Annotated in this window: 19 protein-coding genes; 3 read left to right on the top strand and 16 right to left on the bottom strand. The window is 38.3% G+C overall.

Annotation, left to right across the window (positions count from 1 at the left end; translation table 11 throughout):
* Nucleotides 1-141: 141 nt before the first annotated feature.
* From IPM71_08885 to IPM71_08855, 7 genes are all read right to left on the bottom strand, one after another.
* Nucleotides 142-1,143 (bottom strand): DUF354 domain-containing protein, encoded by a 1,002-nt coding sequence (locus tag IPM71_08885; GenBank protein QQS49735.1) that lies wholly within the window; start codon nucleotides 1,141-1,143, stop codon nucleotides 142-144.
* Between the two features lie 17 nt (nucleotides 1,144-1,160).
* Nucleotides 1,161-1,967 (bottom strand): phosphatidylserine decarboxylase family protein, encoded by an 807-nt coding sequence (locus tag IPM71_08880; GenBank protein QQS49734.1) that lies wholly within the window; start codon nucleotides 1,965-1,967, stop codon nucleotides 1,161-1,163.
* 711 nt (nucleotides 1,968-2,678) lie between these two features.
* Nucleotides 2,679-3,845 (bottom strand): hypothetical protein, encoded by a 1,167-nt coding sequence (locus IPM71_08875; protein QQS49733.1) that lies wholly within the window; start codon nucleotides 3,843-3,845, stop codon nucleotides 2,679-2,681.
* Nucleotides 3,832-5,070, bottom strand: coding sequence for a hypothetical protein (locus IPM71_08870; protein QQS49732.1), 1,239 nt, complete (start codon nucleotides 5,068-5,070; stop codon nucleotides 3,832-3,834). Before IPM71_08870 ends, IPM71_08875 begins: the two co-directional genes overlap by 14 nt.
* A complete protein-coding gene (locus tag IPM71_08865) occupies nucleotides 4,973-6,085 on the bottom strand; it encodes a glycosyltransferase (protein ID QQS49731.1) in 1,113 nt (370 codons plus the stop codon). Before IPM71_08865 ends, IPM71_08870 begins: the two co-directional genes overlap by 98 nt.
* Before the next feature lie 286 nt (nucleotides 6,086-6,371).
* Nucleotides 6,372-6,773 carry a GxxExxY protein gene (locus tag IPM71_08860; GenBank protein ID QQS49730.1) on the bottom strand — a complete coding sequence of 134 codons (402 nt, stop codon included), beginning with the start codon at nucleotides 6,771-6,773 and terminating at the stop codon, nucleotides 6,372-6,374.
* Nucleotides 6,774-6,933: 160 nt separating this feature from the next.
* The gene (locus IPM71_08855; protein QQS49729.1) at nucleotides 6,934-7,983 is read right to left on the bottom strand and encodes a hypothetical protein; all 1,050 of its coding nucleotides are present in this window, start codon (nucleotides 7,981-7,983) and stop codon (nucleotides 6,934-6,936) included.
* Nucleotides 7,984-8,209: 226 nt separating this feature from the next.
* Between IPM71_08855 and IPM71_08850 the strand changes: the two genes are divergently transcribed.
* On the top strand, nucleotides 8,210-8,464 hold the full coding sequence (locus IPM71_08850) for a type II toxin-antitoxin system Phd/YefM family antitoxin (GenBank protein QQS49728.1): 255 nt from the start codon (nucleotides 8,210-8,212) through the stop codon (nucleotides 8,462-8,464).
* Nucleotides 8,461-8,574, top strand: a complete 114-nt coding sequence (locus IPM71_08845; protein QQS49727.1) for a type II toxin-antitoxin system YoeB family toxin — start codon at nucleotides 8,461-8,463, stop codon at nucleotides 8,572-8,574. Before IPM71_08850 ends, IPM71_08845 begins: the two co-directional genes overlap by 4 nt.
* A 38-nt stretch (nucleotides 8,575-8,612) precedes the next feature.
* Here the strand turns inward: IPM71_08845 and IPM71_08840 are convergent, their stop codons facing one another.
* The 3 genes from IPM71_08840 to IPM71_08830 form a co-directional block, all read right to left on the bottom strand.
* Entirely contained in the window at nucleotides 8,613-10,118 is a 1,506-nt protein-coding gene (locus tag IPM71_08840) for an IS66 family transposase (GenBank protein ID QQS49726.1), read from the bottom strand.
* An 86-nt stretch (nucleotides 10,119-10,204) separates the two neighbouring features.
* Entirely contained in the window at nucleotides 10,205-10,510 is a 306-nt protein-coding gene (gene tnpB, locus IPM71_08835; GenBank protein ID QQS49725.1) for an IS66 family insertion sequence element accessory protein TnpB, read from the bottom strand.
* 58 nt (nucleotides 10,511-10,568) lie between these two features.
* Nucleotides 10,569-10,901, bottom strand: a complete 333-nt coding sequence (locus IPM71_08830; GenBank protein QQS49724.1) for a hypothetical protein — start codon at nucleotides 10,899-10,901, stop codon at nucleotides 10,569-10,571.
* A 64-nt stretch (nucleotides 10,902-10,965) separates the two neighbouring features.
* Between IPM71_08830 and IPM71_08825 the strand changes: the two genes are divergently transcribed.
* The gene (locus IPM71_08825) at nucleotides 10,966-11,148 is read left to right on the top strand and encodes a Txe/YoeB family addiction module toxin (GenBank protein QQS52803.1); all 183 of its coding nucleotides are present in this window, start codon (nucleotides 10,966-10,968) and stop codon (nucleotides 11,146-11,148) included.
* Nucleotides 11,149-11,222: 74 nt separating this feature from the next.
* Here the strand turns inward: IPM71_08825 and IPM71_08820 are convergent, their stop codons facing one another.
* The 6 genes from IPM71_08820 to pseG form a co-directional block, all read right to left on the bottom strand.
* Complete coding sequence (locus tag IPM71_08820) at nucleotides 11,223-12,935, bottom strand: hypothetical protein (GenBank protein QQS49723.1); 1,713 nt, start codon at nucleotides 12,933-12,935, stop codon at nucleotides 11,223-11,225.
* A 5-nt stretch (nucleotides 12,936-12,940) separates the two neighbouring features.
* The gene (locus tag IPM71_08815; protein ID QQS49722.1) at nucleotides 12,941-14,230 is read right to left on the bottom strand and encodes a hypothetical protein; all 1,290 of its coding nucleotides are present in this window, start codon (nucleotides 14,228-14,230) and stop codon (nucleotides 12,941-12,943) included.
* Nucleotides 14,231-14,348: 118 nt separating this feature from the next.
* Complete coding sequence (locus IPM71_08810; protein QQS49721.1) at nucleotides 14,349-16,076, bottom strand: hypothetical protein; 1,728 nt, start codon at nucleotides 16,074-16,076, stop codon at nucleotides 14,349-14,351.
* A gap of 5 nt (nucleotides 16,077-16,081) precedes the next feature.
* Nucleotides 16,082-17,353, bottom strand: a complete 1,272-nt coding sequence (locus tag IPM71_08805; protein ID QQS49720.1) for a hypothetical protein — start codon at nucleotides 17,351-17,353, stop codon at nucleotides 16,082-16,084.
* Between the two features lie 17 nt (nucleotides 17,354-17,370).
* Nucleotides 17,371-18,429: a pseudaminic acid synthase gene (pseI, locus tag IPM71_08800; GenBank protein QQS49719.1), complete on the bottom strand. Its 1,059-nt coding sequence runs from the start codon at nucleotides 18,427-18,429 to the stop codon at nucleotides 17,371-17,373.
* Nucleotides 18,402-19,847, bottom strand: coding sequence for a UDP-2,4-diacetamido-2,4,6-trideoxy-beta-L-altropyranose hydrolase (gene pseG, locus IPM71_08795; GenBank protein QQS49718.1), 1,446 nt, complete (start codon nucleotides 19,845-19,847; stop codon nucleotides 18,402-18,404). Before pseG ends, pseI begins: the two co-directional genes overlap by 28 nt.
* Between the last annotated feature and the right edge of the window lie 6 nt (nucleotides 19,848-19,853).

The raw sequence follows: 19,853 nt of genomic DNA, 5'->3' as shown, positions 1-19,853 counted from the left end.
CAATCTTGTGAGTAACAATTCGCGAGGGAAAAGGTTGGAACAGCTAATATGAATTGGCAGAATTGCAACTCATTGCCAATGCAAAAATAAATCAGCAAGAAAGAGAAAACAAAGCGCTAGTCGAATTTACTGGTGGCTTCATCAAATTTTACTCAGCAGGGTATCGACTACACCAAAAAGTTCCTGCTGCACTGCCAGGGATTTTTGCTGATCAAATCCCTTTTTGGACGAGGTGCGCACAAAGCGGACAATTTCATCGCTATCGCGCGAGTGAAGAACCATCTTTTCCGAAAACATCTGCTTGTCGACACCAAGAAACGTTTTACCCGAGAAAAATGAAACCGAAGGTGTGCCCATGACAGCCGCTTCGCGCGAAAAGGTACCCGCCCCGGTTAGCACTGCATTGGAATAATAGCATACATCCAGGCCATTAAGGGGGGCCGGGGGAATAAAAACCTGCTTGTTCTCATTATAATATGCCTTATCGGCAGCATAGCGGGGTAGGTATAGTACATTAAACCCCGACTTTACCAGCTTATCGATTAACTCCGGAACAATGCTCACCGCACCATCGGGAACATAAGATGCCTGTAGATTTTCTGGCCTTACGGTCACAAACTCTTTAAAAGGTAAATTATCGAGGAAAGAAGGATCAGGCTCATAGCCAGCTGCATAAATGTTTTCCTTGAAGCCCGGATAGGTAATCAATTGCTCTTTTTTAATACCCATCCTGTACATGGCTTCGCGGTCGATAAATTCAGGAGAGATCACAAAGCTTGCAAATTTGCTGTAAAGCCAATTGGGCGAGATGTCGTTGTCATCGAAAACCAGCGACATTTTCCGCTTCAACCAACTAGCCAGCGGGGCTTCGTAATTCGAAGAAAGACTGACATCGAAGTCAGATATCTGGTTGAGCAATAGCATTTCGCGTGAAAGCAAACTGTAAAGTTTTGAAACCCTGTTTTTGCCCCCATGTTTTCCTAATACTTTTGGATGTAAGCCTTTGACTTCTGCCAGTTTCACCGTTTCGACAAATTCACGGGCAGTTATTAGCACGCTATTTTCGGGTTGGCTGTAGTGCTGTATCAGAGGGTAATAAAAATTAACGTGTGGCGGATTGGTAAAGTCGAACCAGAGTTTCATAAAGAAAGTGTTGAGAATTAAAGAATTTTAGCCACGATGGTAGACCCTGCATGCACCTGTTCGCCTTCTCTTACCATTATCTCACAATTGCGCGGAATAATAAGGTCGGCCTGCGAACCCCAGCGGATTTTTCCAAAAATCTGGCCACGGCTAAGCACCTCCCCTTCTTTCGACATTACAATACAACGGTTTACGCCGCGGGCTGCAATTTGCACTACGCCAGCTTTTACGCCGTCTTCTCGCTCAAAAACAGTAGTATTGCGTTCGTTGGTAAGGGTCGATTCGGGTGTGTTGAGCCCTATGGAGGTGCCGGGGGTATGTTTCACCATAATCACCTTCCCATCGATGGGGGCACGGTTGAAATGGACATCGAAAAGAGTCATGGCAATACCAATCAGGTAGCAGGGTTGTTCTAAAATATCGGTTTTGGTTATCTCGCTGATGTGGGCAACCCGCTTTTTCTTTATTGTAACAGGTATCTGATTCGTCTCCAATTCTTTAATGTAAATAACGCGTCCATCGGCAGGGGAAACAATGTCGTTGCGCTCGCCAGGAATAATACGTACCGGGTTTCGGAAAAAACGGTACAGAAAGAGGGCGATAAAAAGCACCAGCACCACAAAACCGCTCACAAAAGGAGTCATCAGCCAAAGAGGCATTGAAATGTACTTGTAAATTAGCAGATTAACAACCGATGAAACAAGGCCAAGCCACACATTGTCGGTATATAGGAATTTGCGGTTAAATCCACCTTTGGCTACCCAAAAGATAAACATGGAGGTTGAAAGCAAGATGGTTGTAAGAACAATGATTATTTGTTCCATCGTAAGAATAATTTTTGTTTTTCGTTCACCAAAGTTAACTGTTTTGGGGGAAAAGCAGCACTTACATATTATGGTTAGTAATGAAGTAGTGAGTTTAAAAAATTATTCCAAGCATCACCCACCCCCGGCCCCTCCAGGGAGGGGAGTCAAGACAAAGAAAAATTATCCGGCTGGTGTTTCATCCGTTTTTTCATCCGTAAAATACAAGCACTATTTTCATTTATATCCGATCAGCCATTCCCCTCTTAGGAGGGGTTAGGGGGGGTTTTGCTAATTTATAGTATTAAACAAAACTCGGTTTACATGTATTGCATTTTGTTGTTAAAACAACCCACCCCCGGCCCCTCCGGGGAGGGGAGTCAAGACGATGTAAAAAATACCCGGTTGCTGTTACACCTATTTCTTCGTCAATAAAATACAAGCTGTTTTTTCATTCATAACCGCCTTTCCATTCCCCTCCCGGGAGGGGTTAGGGGTGGGTTTTGTTAATCTATAGTATCAAACAAATCTCGTTTTACTTTTATCCTGCGTTTTGTTGTTAAAACAACCCACCCCCGGCCCCTCCAAGGAGGGGAGTTCAGACGATGTAAAAAATACCCGGTTGCTGTTACACCTATTTCTTCGTCAATAAAATACAAGCTGTTTTTTCCTTTATATCCGCTTAACCATTCCCCTCCCGGGAGGGGTTAGGGGTGGGTAAGTCAGTCCATATCAACCCCTTTTATGGGCAATATAAAATACCATGAAGGGAAAAACCAGCCCGGGCAAGGGATCGCTCCACGAAAACACCGCATTCTTTTTGCGCATCCACATCGACCTTAGGTAATCTTTCAAGCGAAGTTGCCTTTTCATTAGCGCTTTGAGGGCAAAAACAGTATCGGTAAAGTAATTCATCCATCCCAGGTTAAGGGTATAACTTTTTGGGTAATCCATGGCAATGCCCTGCAGGTAATTATACACCATCAGGGTGTGGTTCACTCCGCAGGCTTTGGCAAGCCCCACCCACAGCCAGGTTCGTGGGTTGATTTCAATTAGTTTATACTGCTGGTCTCGTTCATCGAATAAATATTCCACTTCGCACACTCCGGTATAGCCCAGTTGTTTTAAAAGAACAATACTCTGGCGATGGCATTGTTCATTGTACACACTTTTTGCAAAGGTGCCGGTACCATATTTTACCGGATGTTCACGTATTTTAATGCCCGACCAGTGGGCTTTGATTTCGCCCCCAATGCAAAAGGCAGTAAACGAAATAACCTTATGGGCCGGATGAGAAGGAATCAGTTCCTGTATCAGAATATTTTCCGGTGGAACCCTGGAAGCAATATCAGGCAGAATGGCCTTCAGTTCGGCCAAAGACTCAGCTTGTATGGCCTTTGCACGCAGGTTTTTGTAAAAACTTAACCCCGCCCTTCCTTTTACCAATACCGGGTAACGAAGTCTACTGCCAGCCTGATCGACATTGGAATAAAAAATGGTTTCCGGAACCGGAACCTTGCAGCTGCGGGCTATCTCAATTAACCGGCCTTTATCGATGATATCTGTAAGTTGATCAGGAGCGGGCACCACGGTTTTATAATAAGTTTGAATAATACTGAGGTTGTTCGAAAGGTTTTCGACAATATGGTCGTTGCTTGGGATAAGCACCCAACCTGCAAGATTTTCTTTTTGTGCCAAGTCAACCAGAAACTGAATAAAGTCGGGCGACCGAAAATCGGGACACAAAAAAAACTTCTTGCAATGGCGCGAATACCTTGCCAGGCAGTTGTTTGTATCGACCACATAAACGGGGATCCCTGCTTCGCCCAAAGCTCTGGTATTCGAAAGACCCTGCACATGGCCTTCGAGAACGAGGGCTCCTGTTTTAATCCTTTTCATCTGTTTCTAAAATTTCAGCAAGTGCAAGCAGCATCCATGCCTGCGCCCAGCGCATAAAAGGAATTTTATTAGTATACCAAGCATACTTCCGGTAGTAAAAATAACCCTTTTCTGACTGCATGTTTTCGAGGGTATACCGAGCAATTTGATGCGCAAAAGCTGCATAACCCGGGTTGAAATGCTGTAAGCGTGAGAAAGTAATGATACCCTGGCTCTGGTTGTGAATTTCCACTGGCCATTTATCAGGTACACGCCAAAGGCTTTGCCCATTTTCCAGAAACTGGTAATGCCGATAATAGGCTAATCCTTTAATAATTGCCGTTTGCATTTCGGGTGATTGAAGTCCGGCCAAGGTAGCCAGGTTATGCAGTGAGACCAACACAAAACCCTGATGAAAATCGATCTGCTTGCGTTCTTCACCAGAAGTAAGGTTCATACTATAATACCATTCCCCACCAGGTTTTTGCTTCGACAGCACAAAATTTGCTGCTTTTTGTATATTTTCATGGTAGCGCATTTTGCCTGCTACCTTGTCTGCTTTTGCTAATACCTCAGCAGCGAGCAAACTGGCATTGTAGCAACAATCGGCCTGCAGGTGGGTGTAAGAATAGGCTATTCCCGTTTCGAAAACAGTGACCGGAATGTCCTTCTCGATGTAATGAGCTGCACTGGTTATAGAAGCAGCCGCTTCCGGATCACCCGTAAGCAGGTAATATTCATAAATGCCGTCTACTACAAAGGAGGTTACCACCACCGAAGGAGTATAGGCTTTGAGGTAGCTGCCCGGCGATGCCCAGTCGAAATTATAACCCCAGGCATAGCCTGAATAACCCTTGGAATAGTTTTGCTTTAGCCAATTGAACAGCCACTTAGCTTGATCTAAGTATTTTTCGTTTTTTATTTTTCTATAAAGAAGACAAAAAGCTTTAAGAAAAAGCCCTGCTCCCTTTGGATTGATACCCTTTTTGATACCCATAAAAGGTCGAATATGATAAGGGTTGCGCTTTTGTATCTGAATGGCCACCGGTGGACCCCACTTTCCAAACCAGCGAAAGGGTATGGGCGAATTAAGAGTGTCGTAGGGGTCGTAACCCTGAAAACCCTGTGCTATGCAGTAATCTGCCAGTTTATCGATGGCTGTTTGAATCATCCAATAATTTTTTATAATGCTGCTCAACTCGTCGGCATACTTCGCCGGCATAAAAGCGCCCACGGGCATATTCATAATTAAACTGACTGATTGCTTTGCAATGTTCTGGTTTATCGATGAGCATTGCCATGAGCCTGGCCAGGTTGGGGGCAGAAATATCGGTGGTAAGATAACCCATTTTGTGGTCGATAAAAATATCGGGAATCCCTCCTACCTTGCTTGTTACCACGGGCAGACCGAAAGCCAGGGCTTCGAGCACTGCATTGGGCATTCCTTCGAAATACGAGGGAAAAAGAAACAGATGGGCTTGGGTAAAGGCCTTGATCTTTCCGGTACCCGACACATGCCCTTCGAGAAAGATCTCGCGGTTTAGTTGTTCGCCGATAAATTGCTCCACTTTGCTCCTTTCTGAGCCCGATCCGCAAATACGCATACGCACCCATGGGTGTGTCTGTTGCAAAATTCTGAACGCTTCGATGGCCTCGTAAATACCTTTTGTTTTTTCGAGACGCGACATAAACAAGATTTCAAACTGGTGATTTGAATTATACTTTGCCAGGCTGCTTTCGAAGTCAAATCCATTCAACAAGGCCTCATCCACCAAAGTAGTTTCAACCTCCACAGGGCCCTGGTAACCCCACTCACGTAATTGAGCCTCGAGCTTATGCGACAATACCCAGATCATGTCGGCTTTCAGAAATGTGTTACGAAACAATTTCCACAACTTCTTTTCGACTTTAAGCATTACAGCTTCGTCGATACCCCGAAAGAAAACCAGGTATTTTTTGCGAAAATGTTTTGCCAAAAGAATAAAACCCGCATCGCGCAAGATGCCGGTGAAACCAAACGAAGTATTGACATGTATAAGCTGGTAGCGATAAAATAGAAGTTGAAAAACAAAGCAAAGGTAGTCGAATAGCTGCACCAAGGGATAAAGCATTCGGCTAAGTAGCGACTGCTGGTTGCGCACCCCGCGGACAAAATACCTTATGTTAATGGTATAATAGGGCTTTATTGTCTGGTAATAATGACCTACCCCACCCGGAGAGCGGGGAGAAGGAACCAGGATGAGGATCTTTTTTTTTCTCATTTACATGTCAGTTTCTCAGCCACCTAAGCTCCAAAAAATTTTATTGTCTTTGTTCTTCCTTGGTGTTCTTGGTGTCTTAGTGGCTATCCTTTTTCTGCCACCAAGGCTCCAAGGCACCAAGAGAACCTATTCGTGGTGTTCCCCCCTTGGTGTTCTTGGTGGCTTAGTGGCTATTCTTATTTCGCCACCAAGGCTCCAAGGCTCCAAGAAATGCTATTTTCTTTGTTCTCCCTTGGTGTTCTTGGTGTCTTGGTGGCAATCTTTTACCTCTTGAGCCTTATAATTTCTAAACAATAAATCTTCTTATCCCTTCTTTCATTTTTACAACATTAAAATTAATCAGGTATCCTAATCTTTTCCCTGTAAGTTTTAGATGACTTAGCAGTTGGGCTTCCCATACAGGATTAACATTATCCATTGCTTTGAGCTCGCATATAATGCAATCTTCAACCAATACATCTAAACGAAGGCCTTCATCAAAAACAATATTATCATATTCGATTGGAATGCTAACTTGTCGTTGAAACTTTAAACCTCGTTTGGCAAGTTCATGACAGAAACACACCTCATACACCTTTTCCAACAAACCAGGACCCAGATTCTTATGAACATTAAAAGCAGCATCAACCACTATTTTACCAATTCGATCTATATGTTCAGGCACCGGAGAATATGAATTTGTTTGCATAACTTTAAAATTAACCGATGTATTTTTTAATATAAGCGGTGGCTAGTCTTTTCGCCACCAAGGCTCCAAGAAATGCTATTTTCTTTGTTCTACCTTGGTGTTCTTGGTGTCTTAGTGGCTATCCTATTTTGCCACCAAGGGCTCCAAGACACAAAGGAGCTTAGGCTCCAGCAACATTTTTTCGCTTCATGAATTCAACTATGCTGTGCACATATACTTCTTCAACCGAAAGATTGTTCTCTTTAATTTCCCAGTTTCCATTGATGTATTCATAGTAATCTTTGCTCTTCTGCTGGGTATAGGTACCGTAATGGATGGCCTGGTATTCGAATACATAACCCTTCGACCCATCGTAACCGAAATCGATGGAAAGATTGGGCACTTCGAGAGCCCTGTAATAATCACGCACAAATGGAAACATTTCAGACGGAAACTCTGCTTTACTACCACTCCGGTAATCTATTCCACTGCCACTGGCCCTGAAATCATTCACCCGCACACTGCGCTTAAGAATGAAATACTTTTCGCCATAAATGAGAATTTTCCAATCGTTTTTAAGTTCCGGCACAAAAGGCTGAATAATAAATTTATTTTGATAGGCCGATTCGTGGCCATACCCTTTATGTATTTTGGTCCGTATCCATTCTTTTAATTGAACAGGAAGGATGAAACTGCTACTGGACTTTTTCGCCTTTTTAAGCAACTCCTGCGCATGGCTGGCTTTAAACACACCGCGGCTTTTGGCCCCCGCAGCCATTTTAAATACGCAAGGAAAAGAAATCAGTCCCTTTCCAACGGCCTGTTCCAGTTCGTGAAAAGTACCAAAACAATGACCGGGCAAGGTCTGCAAAGTAGCAGGCAACACAGTCTGACTCAGCACTTCCATAAACACCTTATTGTTGTTGGCCCGAAGGAAACCCGGTTGCGGGAATAATATTGCTCCTGCCAGATGGAGGCCATACACTATATCTTCGATGAAACTTTTATACAAGAGCTTGTATTCTTCCGAAGAGGAATACAGAACTATCTTTCCTTTCCAGTCGATACCGGAAAACGACACCTCGGATGCCTTTAGGAATACGGCGGTATAGCCCTCTTTCTCAAATAGAACTTTTATCAGTTCCTTGTCGAAACCTGAGCGGTAAGGCACTGCATCGAACTTCGAACCGAAGATGCCTTTATAATCGGTGAGGCAATAAATGGGTATCATAAACAATAGATATAAAACCGGATACTAAGGTAATGAAAAGCTTCTACGCTGCTAATGTGGATAGCATGTTATAAATAGCCGCATGCAAAAATACAACCTGACAAATAGTTAAAAAAGCACCACAAAATTGGCTAAAATGTAAATTGGTGTTAGGGAACAAAAGTTGCAATTCGAATATAAAGTACATCTATTTGTACCTAATTAATAATCAACAAAAGCAAAAGGCATGATTGCGGCAAATTTTTCTGAGTTTAGGACTCAATTAAAAAAATACCTTGATGATATCGAGGATAATAATGAGACTCTGATTGTAAAAAGAAAAACAGGTAAAGGTACTGTCATGATATCCCTGGATGAGTATAACTCCATCATGGAGACGGTTCATCTGTTAAGCTCCAAAAGCAATGCTGACAGATTGTATGAATCGATACGTCAGATGAAAGAGGGAAAGACTGTTGTAAGTGATTTGATTGAAGAATGACGCGGATTACGTTTTCTAAAAATGCCTGGGAAGATTATCTATCATGGCAGAGAGAGGATAAAAAGATACTCCGAAAAATGTATCCCTACTACCAAGTAGGTCATGGTTAGATGTTGCAGATAAGTTTACTTTGTGTTAGCTTGGGTAACTACAGCTTAAAATTTTGCGGCAACAAATCGGTTAGTTGGTTTACTTTATAGTTGGGTATAACTTCCAATACTTTTCTTAGCCATTCAAAAGGGTTTATATTGTTCTTTTTACAGGTGCCGAAGAAAGAATAGAACATGGCAGCCCTTTCAGCTCCTCTTTCGGAACCGGCAAACAGGTAATTCTTTCTGCCAAGGGCTATTGGTCGAATAGCATTTTCAGCCAGGTTATTGTCTATTTCCAATGAACCGTCATTTAAGTATGCCAATAAATTATCCCAACGAGGTATGCAATATGCCAGTGCTTTGCCTAAGGCCGATTTTGGCAATTCGGTTTTATATGTTTCAACTATCCACTTGCCCAATTCGTTGAGTATGGGCAGCGACTGGTCAAGCCTGAGTTCATGCCTTTGCTGCTGGGTAAGGTTTTCATCTCTGGCTTTTTGTTCTATGGTATAAAGTTTTTGGAACATGTCCATTGCATATTCAGCCTTGGGTTTATCATAATCCAATGCTTTTTCGAACCCACGCCGGGCATGCGCCATGCAATTTAGCAGGGTAATATGTTCTTTCTTCCCGAAAATGTCATATACGTTATAGCCATCGGTTTGCAAATAACCTTTGAAGTTTTTCAGGAGCCTTGTTGGTCCTTCCCGGGAGCGCCCATTGTTATAGTCGAAGAATACAGTCTTTTCAAGCGGGCTGTAATATATCCAGTGGTAACCACGGTGTGTTTTCCCCTTTTTCGTTTTATCTAATACCTGAATAGGGGTTTCATCGACCTGTAAGTAGCCTTGCGAGAGCACCCTGTGTTTTAAGGTATCATAAAGTGGTTCCAGTAAATTACATATCGATTCCTGCCAGCCATTAAGGGTCGAGGATGGCATGTGAATGCCTTCTCTTTTAAACCGTTCTATTTGCCTGTAAATAGGCAGGTGGTCTACAAACTTATCAACCATGATCTGTGCCAGTAAACCAGGGCCTGCTATGCCTTTTTCGATAGGAAAGGTTGGCAGGTCGGCTATAATGCCTACATGGTTTAAAGCAGTTTCATCGGTTGGCTTTATGTATCTTGGACGGATAAACCGTTTGATGTACAGTTTGGCCGGGACAAGTTCCAGTTGGTCGGTTACCTCTTTGCCAATGCACTTTAACCCTGTTGTATCTTCTTTAGGCTCTATAACTATCTCTTCAACTGGTAAATGTGATGGCAGGGGCAACCTTCCCGGATGTTCCCTGTGGGTATTTTTCGACCGTACATAACTGATAACCTCCTGCTCTTTTTCAGGGGCTTCTTCCACTTTCACATCAAAGGGCAAGGTAAGTTGGGCTTCGTCGGCGTTGCGGATGAACCTTTCTCTCTTTGCCCCGAAAAGCAAGCGGTTCATCTGATCAATCTGGAACTGCATTTGGCTGATTTGTGACTCCAAATGGTTTATCTGAGATTCTTGTTTTTTGTTTATCTCAACAAGCTCTTGAAAGCTTATATTTTCGGGTGTCAAAGTCATGCCCCAAAAGTATGCAAATAGCTTTGCAGTAAAGGTTTTTGCCCACCTTTGTTATTCACTATGTTTCAAGGCTTTGTTAATAAATATCAGGAAACCAGGCTTGGCTGGTATTGCTTTCTTCGTTGGATGTTTTTTATACTTAACCCATCCACTATCATTACCATTTGGGTATAGCCTATGGTTATGCTGCCAACGTTGGCATCGTAGCTTGGAAGTTCGAATGTGCCTTTCTCAAGCCTTTTGTAATAAAGTGTAAAACTAATGCCCTGCCAGTGCAATAGCTTTATCTTATTTCGCTGCTTATTGATGAATATAAAAACATCCCCACTACATGGGTTGTTTTCCAGGTTGTTTTGCACCAGTCCGGCCAGGCCATCAAAACTCTTGCGCATATCGGCTTACTGGCTGAACAGGTGGAACTTATTGGTGGATGAGAGGGTAAACATTTGCTTATAGCTTTATTAGTCCCCGTAATTGCTCGATGCTCGTAGTGGTAGGGCAATTTACAACAACCCCATTTGGATAGCTTATAGATATCATCCCGGTATTGGATTCCGGCAGGTGGGTAGTGATAGTTTGAGGTATATGTACAGGTATAAATGACTTTGTTGATCCTGGTTTTTTACCATGTCTATCCTTCTGGTATTTATTAAACCAGTACTTGAAGGTACTATAGGAAAGATGGTTTTGATTACAATAGTTTTTCTGCGATATCCCGCTTTCTTTCCATAGCTCTATTGCCATGTACATCTCTTCCTGTGTATACTTCTGGTTCTTTCTCATGCCCCAAAAGTATACCCTGGCTATATATTTTTATATACCTACTTGGTAGTAGGGATACCGAAAAATCAATGAACTTGTAAAAGATATTCAAAGAACTCCTTTTGATGGGAAAGGGAAACCTGAAGCATTAAAATATGATTTGGCTGGTTATTGGTCGCGTAGGATTGATTTGGATCACAGACTGGTTTATCAATATCGGGATGAAGAAATTTTAATCTATAGCTGTCGGTATCATTATGAGAAATAGTTTGACCCTATCAGCTGTTGAATCGCAAGGAGTTAACCCCCTTAAATGCTGAAACAGCTAGCCTTAAAGCCAATTCACTTACCCATTGCCTTAATTTTATCAAGTGATAGGATAAGAGCAGCCAACCGGTATAATTGATGTTTCTGACGAACCGTAAATGACTTATCGATTATTTTATCCATATCCTTGTTTAAATACGGGCATGGTTTTTCTAATGCTGGCCAAAGAATATTTTTGTACCACAACAAATAATCTGTTGTGCGTGTATACTGCTTGTTACTTTTCCGAAAGGCATGTACCAAAAAATAGTAATAGGCTGCCAGAGGCCACAAAAAAATACTGGAAAGGTCCTTTACCCTGTATAAGCGGTCGAAACGGGTTGGCTTTAAGGCAGGGCACAAATAAGCAATTGCCCTGGCAAAGAGAATTTTTGACTTCACATTCCGCAATGGATTTTGCTTAAAGAGAGCTTTTCGCAAGAAACTTATCTGCGAGTTGAGCAAAAAATTAAGAAAATCAGCTTGTATAAACGGAACTGTTACATTAAAGGAAGCTTTAAACACTTTATTTGCCGCACCAAAGAACTTCGCATATTCTTCGTTAATTACAAATTGCAGAATATTTAAATTGTTTTCCTGCACAAAATAGGGACTAAGTGTTTTTAAATAAGCCTCAGAAAATGAGTTGATATAATCTGTATTAAGCATTCCTGTTGAATGAATGGCTTCTTCGAAATCAGGTAATAGTTCGCGGTAGTCTTTAGCCTGTAAAAGACGTGCTGCAAAACGAGTAAAAGTAACTTCTGCACCCAGTGCCTGGCCATTAATAATTTCACCCCCCATAAAACCTATAATCAAATTCGCGGGAGGCATGTGCGCTGAATACTGTTCGTATTCGACAAGGTTAAAAAAAACAGGATTATCGAGGTTTTTCTCCAGAAAGTGCTCAAATATCACGGGTAATTGTTCTAAATAGTGCTCATCGAGTAAAAGCGAGAGCTGCCCTTTGGCAAATTGTCCAATAAAGGACTTGAGTGTTTCTGATTCAATATTTCCAGGCTGACCATAGGTTATTGTATTAATATCCTGTTTGTTATGTACCAAACTCGCCAGGATAGCCCTTGAATCGAAGCCTCCTGTCATGGAAATAAAATTGGGGATTTCTGTTGAAATTTCTTGTAAAACAGCTTGCTGCAATTTTTGTGCAAACAACTGACTATTGATTTTATAACTCTTTGCAGTTAGTTGAAAATTGCCGGCATAATTATAAGGCACACTCCATTCGGTTTCTGACCCGCCTGATAATACTACCCTTGAACCACCCGGCAGTCGTTTCACATCTACCAATAATGTGCGATCCAGGAGCGTATAGTTAAACAACAGAATATCGAGCAGGGCAAAAACATTTTCTTTTTTGCTTGAATGTTCTATCAGATCTCGAAATTCTGAGGATAGATAAATCCCATTATCCTTTTCGAGTAAAAACAGAGAATAGAACCCAAAAATATCGGTATAAACGTAGAAAGACTTTTCCTTTTTATCCGCCAGTAAAAGGTATCCATTGCTCAGGCTTTTAATGTGGATTTCAATGTTTTGTCGTGTAGGATCTGCCGATACAGCTGCATAGAATGTTTGGTTTACATCGCCTATAATTAAGCGTTCATCGGTTTCGATCAGAACTTCGCGGTGAAGGTTTTTTGCATCCGGTGTGTAATGCAAATAATACCCTTCAAGAAAAAAATGATGACTGTGATTGCTCTTCCCTGTTTTGCTAAGAAAAAAATGCATCTGTTTTACGTATTTTCTTTTTGGTACAATAATTTACCCCTTACCTCCCGTAAGCGTTCAGAACGCACAAAACCCATAAGCGCTCCTAAAAGCAAAAAAGCAATGGAACGGTAAGTGATAATATTGATGCTGCCATTGATGGACACAAACACCAATATGAGAAAAATGGCAAACATCGCTGCTTTGTATTCAGCATACCGGGCCTCATCGGGCACCCTGTAAAGCCAGAGAAATAAAGTTAAATAAATAAAAACATACAAGATTATTCCAAAAATACCTACTCCATAAAACAATTTTGCAAAATCGGTGTGGTACATTCGGCCTGCAATAGCCTTGTCGCTGATGTTTTCGGCAAAAATTTTATTCCCTAATCCAAATAGAATCCTGGCGGGTTCTTCAAAGCTGGTTATTTGTTCCCATATTTCGACATTTTCGAGGTATCGCCCTTCTGTTTTATAAAAATCTTCTTCAAAGCGTCCTTGCTTTTTTCTCATCTCAAATCGTTGCAGCAAAACCTGTTCGTACAATGGATAAGTAACTAACAAAAAGGCTATTAATAAAATAAAAACCTTAATTATTTGCGCCTTATGACGATGAAAAAAAAGTAACCCAAACAAACCAATTATGGGTATCATAATCACTGTTCGACGAATGGTAAGCAACATAAAAATATAAAGCACAATGCTTAGTATGGGCAACAATATTTTCTGGTACTTTGGCGGCTTAGTTTTTAAAATCAGAGGCACCAGGGCAATTACAATACCCGGCCCATACAAGCCGCTACTGCCAAGCAAACCGATAACATCCTCCTCTACATCATTTTTACCAAGGTAATCAAACGATCTCCCGATGCCAAACAAATAGCCCAATGAAGTAGCTACAATGGCTACTACAACCACCCAAAACAAACTGTGCAGAAGGCGAAACAATTTTTGCTGTGTATTAAAATAATTATAGGCTACAATAAAAGTGAGCATTGAAAACACAACCTGTATCACGGCCTTAAAAGAGTATAATAACTCGGCGGACTGTGTAAGCAGAAAAGATATCCAGAAGAAAAAGAGGTAAAAAGGCAGAAAAAAGCGGTTGGTGGTTATGTATTTGTGTGCGGAAAAAAAGTAAATAAAAAAGACAACGCCCCTTACATAGGCTGGGATACCAAATCCAACAAAGACGTTAAATGACATATCCATGCCAAGTCCGAAAAATGGAATGAAATATATAAAATCAGCACGTTTAGTAATGACCCAATAAAGGAGAAAAAGAAAAAATGCATATAGAATAATTTCTCCCATATTTTAGTCCAACACAAAGTATTTATTAATGCCTTGTTTTACAATAATTTCTTCAATAGTAAGAGTAGAAATTTTTCCAAGTAAATTTACTTTTGATTCAAAAAAATCAAAAGTAAATTTACTGCATTTCAAATGTGTCTTTATTAATAAGTTCATTGTAAAAGTCTTCAAAAAACTTCCTATTTTCATTGATCATTATTTCAGGGGCTGAATATATTGAATTACACTCACCATTAGGAGTTGACAGCTTAATTCCCTTAAGCATCTTAGTTCGCTCAAAAAAAGTGAAATAAACCAATTTAAATAGTTCATTTCGGTCGATTTTGAAAACGAATTGACCAGAAATTAACTTTCCTAAAGTTTGAAAATATTCTTCATTACTGGATGGAGACAATATGAAGGAATGATTCCTATAATATGGCATGCCTGCAACTAAACAAGGTTTACCTAAAAAAGCTGTTTCTAATCCAATTGTGCTTGAGTAAACCATTGAAAATTCCATACCCTTTAATAAAACATATGAATTGACTTTATCGGTTGAATCGAGAAGAATAATGTCATTTGTCTTAATGTGTTTTTTTATTCTATCGCCCATAAATTCAGCAGTTGCTGTTCTATGCTTAACCTCTGCAGGATGGACTCTTATAACAAGCGTTAAACCATTGACACTTCTTTCCCAAAAATCAATAACTGAAATAATCCAATCCTCCATATCAATAAAAATGTTGTGCTTGCTTAATACAGCAGTATCAATATTAAGATTTGTAAATAGGCAAGCGTAACGTTTTACTCCTTTAAGCTTGTCCGTTTCGTGTTCAGCATTCCATTTGGTATATATACCATTTCCTGATTGCAAACTGGAGAAAAATTTTTCTACAGCATCTATTATTTGTTTATTTAGTATTGTATTTTTTTTAAAAACGGACCACTCATTAGGCCAGGATAAATTCATAACCTCATCGTTTTTTTTGTAAATAACACTATTGCTTCCTGTAAATGTCTCATAAGTAATGTAATTTACATTATTTCTGTGGCAGAACTCCCTATATATTGACTCGAATGCAAGAGTGCCATTTGCTAAGATTGAATTATTAATTAGCCTTGTTTCAAATAGCTTCTTTATAATTAGAAAATGCTTAACACTGGCTTTTAGTATTTTTTTGTATATATCAATTTCATACGGAACATTATAAAATTTACCTTGCAATAAATAACGTAAGACGTTTTTCTCAGCAACAACCCCAATTCCAAAACCGGAATACTCAAAATTCTTGCAATCAGTTAATGACTCTATTTTTTCAATTATAGCAATTTGTTCAATCCAATAGACTTTTAAATAATCATCAAAAAAATCATTCATCATCAGAATTTCAATTCCAGTGCTTTTACGGATTTTATTATAACCATGAAAACACTCTCTACAAAAATTGGGATTCTTTGAGCGATTTTTGAAGTAGGTCTCTTTCATGCAAATTTCGACAGAAGAATTACAAACAAACAATATAGGCTTAAAACCTTTTTGCTGAAAGTATTTTGAGAATAAAAGATTTAGAAGAATAAAATTACTATTGGCACCTACTTGTGTTGGTATTAAAAGTATTTTGTCTCCTGTATTTTTAGTAAACTCACCTTTGAACCATTTAGCAAAATCTCTATGTTTTATAAATGTATGAACACTCTTATTGACACCAAATAACCTTATTATCCAATCTATTGGTTTCTCAAAAAAAAGAATTATTTCGGAGTTACCTATAAAAGCTATTAAAGGATAGAATATTAGTTTTAGATAATATGTTTTTTTTAGGAACTTCCTATTCTTTCTTTTTATTACGTCCGAATGATTCATCTATTTTAATAGGTATTTAGTAGTTTCCTTTTTGTAATAAAATATGCAACTGCAAAATAAATTATGTCGATAATAAGAATAGAATACGCTAAGCCTTCTATTTTATTTGTAAAATATACAGGGAGCAGAAATGGAATTAATGCAGAAACTAATAAATAAATCACTGATATTATCAACCTTTCTTTATAACCCTTTATACTATTTAGAGTAATAACCCCAATGAAAGAACTAAAAATAATGCCAGATAACAAAGCCATTCTGCTTGGGAATAAACTATCTATATACTTAGGAAAAAATAATTCAAGTAATTCTGGCATATAATAATATATAGGCAAAACTATTAAACCTAGGCCAGCAAGGAGCATAAAGGAGATGTGTTTTACTGGCTTCCAAAGTTGAGATGAATCACCTGATACACCAATCTTATATGTAAATTTCGGATAAATATATTGCGAAATTATTTTTGGCAATGTATTAATACTGTTTCTAATAGTCAAAACGGGTGAAAACAAACCTAACATTTCTACACCACCAAACTTTAGAATAGCAAACTTAATAAACGTTTTAGATACACCATACATGTATGACATTACAAACAATGGCATGCCAGTTTTAATTAATATTTTAAACTCCTGTTTGCTATATCTACTTTTTACTCTTATTGGGTTTATTGCTAATAATACCAATAAGGAAATAATAATTGTAATGAGATTATATAAAAGAAATCCTTGAAACTTATTGAAATAAATAATTGGAACTAAAAATATGTTAACTGCACCTTGAAATAAAAAAGCATAGGATAAATTATTAAACGCTTTGTTTGTTCTAAAAAGAGTTAAAATATATTCTTTATAGTAATTTACAGAAAGTATTACACCAACAACAATTAGTGTAATAATAAATAAATAGCTAGATCCCCTTAAATAAAAAATAACTGCGGCGCAAATTGTTATTAATAAAGTAATTATTGAGCTAAACAAACAGTAAGCCTTTGCTGTAGAAGCTAAGCTAAAGGCTTTTTCTTCTTCTCCTTTACCGAGCAGGAAAGGTAATTCTCTACCTAATCCGGTATTAACACCTAAATTTCCAATTATTGCATAATTATTAATTATTAATAGAAGTTGCCAAATTCCCATTTCTTCAGGACCTACCCAACGCAGAACTAAAAATCCTGCTAAAAGGCTTGTAAAAGTTGAAAATAAAGAGGTTACAGTATAAAAAAAACCAGCTTTAAAGTGCTTTTTATAAATATTTATAACGTTAATTACCTTTTTCAATATTCTTAGTTTTCATATTACTCTATATCATCCCATTTTAAAGCATTGCCTTTTTTAATATTTGACTTTGCTTTTTTATTAATCACATCCTTAAAATGTTTTGGGTGTAAACCAAAACCAGGTCTAATAGAACGAATGTTTTGAGACGAGAAAAGGTCACCTTTTTTAATATCCTCAACAATATAAAGTGAGCGTGAAAAAGACCTTCCCCTTTTTTGCTTTTGGGTAAGTTCATAATCAACTATCCCGATGGCCTTTTCAGCTTCTCTTACTGCTTTTACCATTTGCGTAAACTCCTTTTCATCTAAAGAAAATGAAGAATCTGGACCTCCGATTGAACGATCTATAATAAAATGTTTTTCAATTACTTTTGCTCCAAGAGAGGTTGCAACAATTGGAACAGTTATACCCATAGTATGATCTGAGAGGCCCGCATAAACACCGAAACGCTTCATAAAATCAGGTATCATTAGTAAGTTTGCTTCATCAATGGGTGCAGGATAACTTGAGGTGCATTTTAATAATATAATTTGATGATTATTAATCTTTCTACAGGTTTCAATTGCCAATTCAATATCTTCAATATCAGCAATGCCTGTAGATATTATCATTGGTTTTCCTTTTGATGCAGCGTATTCAATTAGAGGTATATCAGTTATTTCGAATGAAGCAATTTTATAGGCTGGAGTATTTAAAGATTCCAGAAAATCAACTGCCGAGAAATCAAACGGTGAAGAAAAACAAATTAAATCATGCTTCCTCGCTTCTTCAAATAGAATTGGATGCCAATCCCAAGGTGTATATGCTTCTTTGTAAAGATCATAAAGATATTTGCCATCCCAAATTGTATCCTCGTTTATTCTAAAATCCTTATTTCTAGAATTTAATGTAATCGTATCAGGGGTATATGTTTGCAACTTTATTGCATCTGCCCCTGCTCTTTTAGCGGCTTTTATAGTATCAATTGCAACTTGCAAAGAACCATTATGATTTGCAGATAATTCCGCAATTATGAATACTCTGCTATTTCTTTCGAATAGGTGCTTTCCTATTTTAATAGATCCGTCGTTACCCATTTCACATACTTATAGTAGTCCTTATTATCCTTTTTCTCAAAACCAAGGCTTTCAAAAGCTCTAATCGATTGAATATTTTGTAAAAAAACTTTACCAACAAAAACTTTAACGCAAATATTACTCAACTCTTTCATAAGAATTTCTATACCCATTTTGAGGATTGTTTTTCCATAACCCTGTCCATGGTATTTAGGATCAACTAAATAACTTATTATTGCCTCGCCCTCGATAACATCAAAGCGTATTGAACCTAATGGTATACTGTTTTGGAATGCTAAATAATAAAAGCACTGAGGATTATTAATTTTACTAATAAACCAATTAGTATGTTCTTCAATACTAATAATATGCTTATTAAAAGCAAATTGGCGTATGATTTCATTATTAGCCCATTCAAATGTTATGTTCAAATCACTAATACTAGCTTTTTGTAATTTTATTCTAAACTCTTTATCTAAAATAGTAAACAGTTTTAAAATTCTTATAGGCGATATCCCATCTATTAATTTTATTTTATTCTGGTCTGTGGCTATCTTTTTTAATGCCAATTTAATTTCATCAGATGAAAATGTACCTGCATCCACAATGCACCCTGATTTTTTAAAATATTCATATACTAAATCTTGATTATCAACATATTTTCCTGTAACTGGAATACATCCAACAGATAAAACTTCATAAAGCATACTGCTTGCGGGCACAATTGCAACATCAGACTTAATCATTAATTTCAGCATTTCTTGCTCATTCACTGCATGTTTATGTATTATTCTACTATCGTTTTTCGATATGCTCTCAATATATGCTTTGTTCTGATTAGCATGACCTGTTACAATGATTATTTTTTTAAATATCAATTGACACAAAGTTATCTCAAGTGTTTTTTGAGTTAAATTAAGTGGGTCAGATCCACCAAAGCAGATAAAAACGGTTTCCATTTTATTAACTTCTTTGGGTTTTTTTGCTTGCTTGAGAAATGATGGTCGTAACAGGATATAATTCATGCCAAGAGCAAAAATTGTATATGGTGCTGCATTATACTCTTTAATTTCAACTCCAGGTGTATAGTTTAGAAGTATATCACAATTGAACCTGCTTTTATGTACATCATCAATACAAACTAACTTAACTTCTATTTCCTTAATCCTTCTTTGATACTCATAATCAAAGGAGTACCCATCTATTACAATAATTTGCCCATAACTTAATAGTTCAAAGAATTCTTCTTCTTCTTTAATTATAATACTCTCAATCCCTTGTTTAAAAATATTATCCTTTAAGTCATCCGGAATTTCTTTGCAAATAAATTTTACTGTAAATTTTTTCTTCAACATTAGAGCCAATGAAACGCATCTAATTAAGTGCCCTAAGCCAATCCTTGCATTTCCGTCTACTCTAATATATACCACCCTTTTCATAAAAAA

Source organism: Bacteroidota bacterium (genome assembly GCA_016699695.1).
Taxonomy (GTDB): domain Bacteria; phylum Bacteroidota; class Bacteroidia; order Bacteroidales; family UBA10428; genus UBA10428.
Note: the sequence above shows the minus strand (reverse complement) of the source record. Positions and strands in the feature narration are given on the sequence as shown.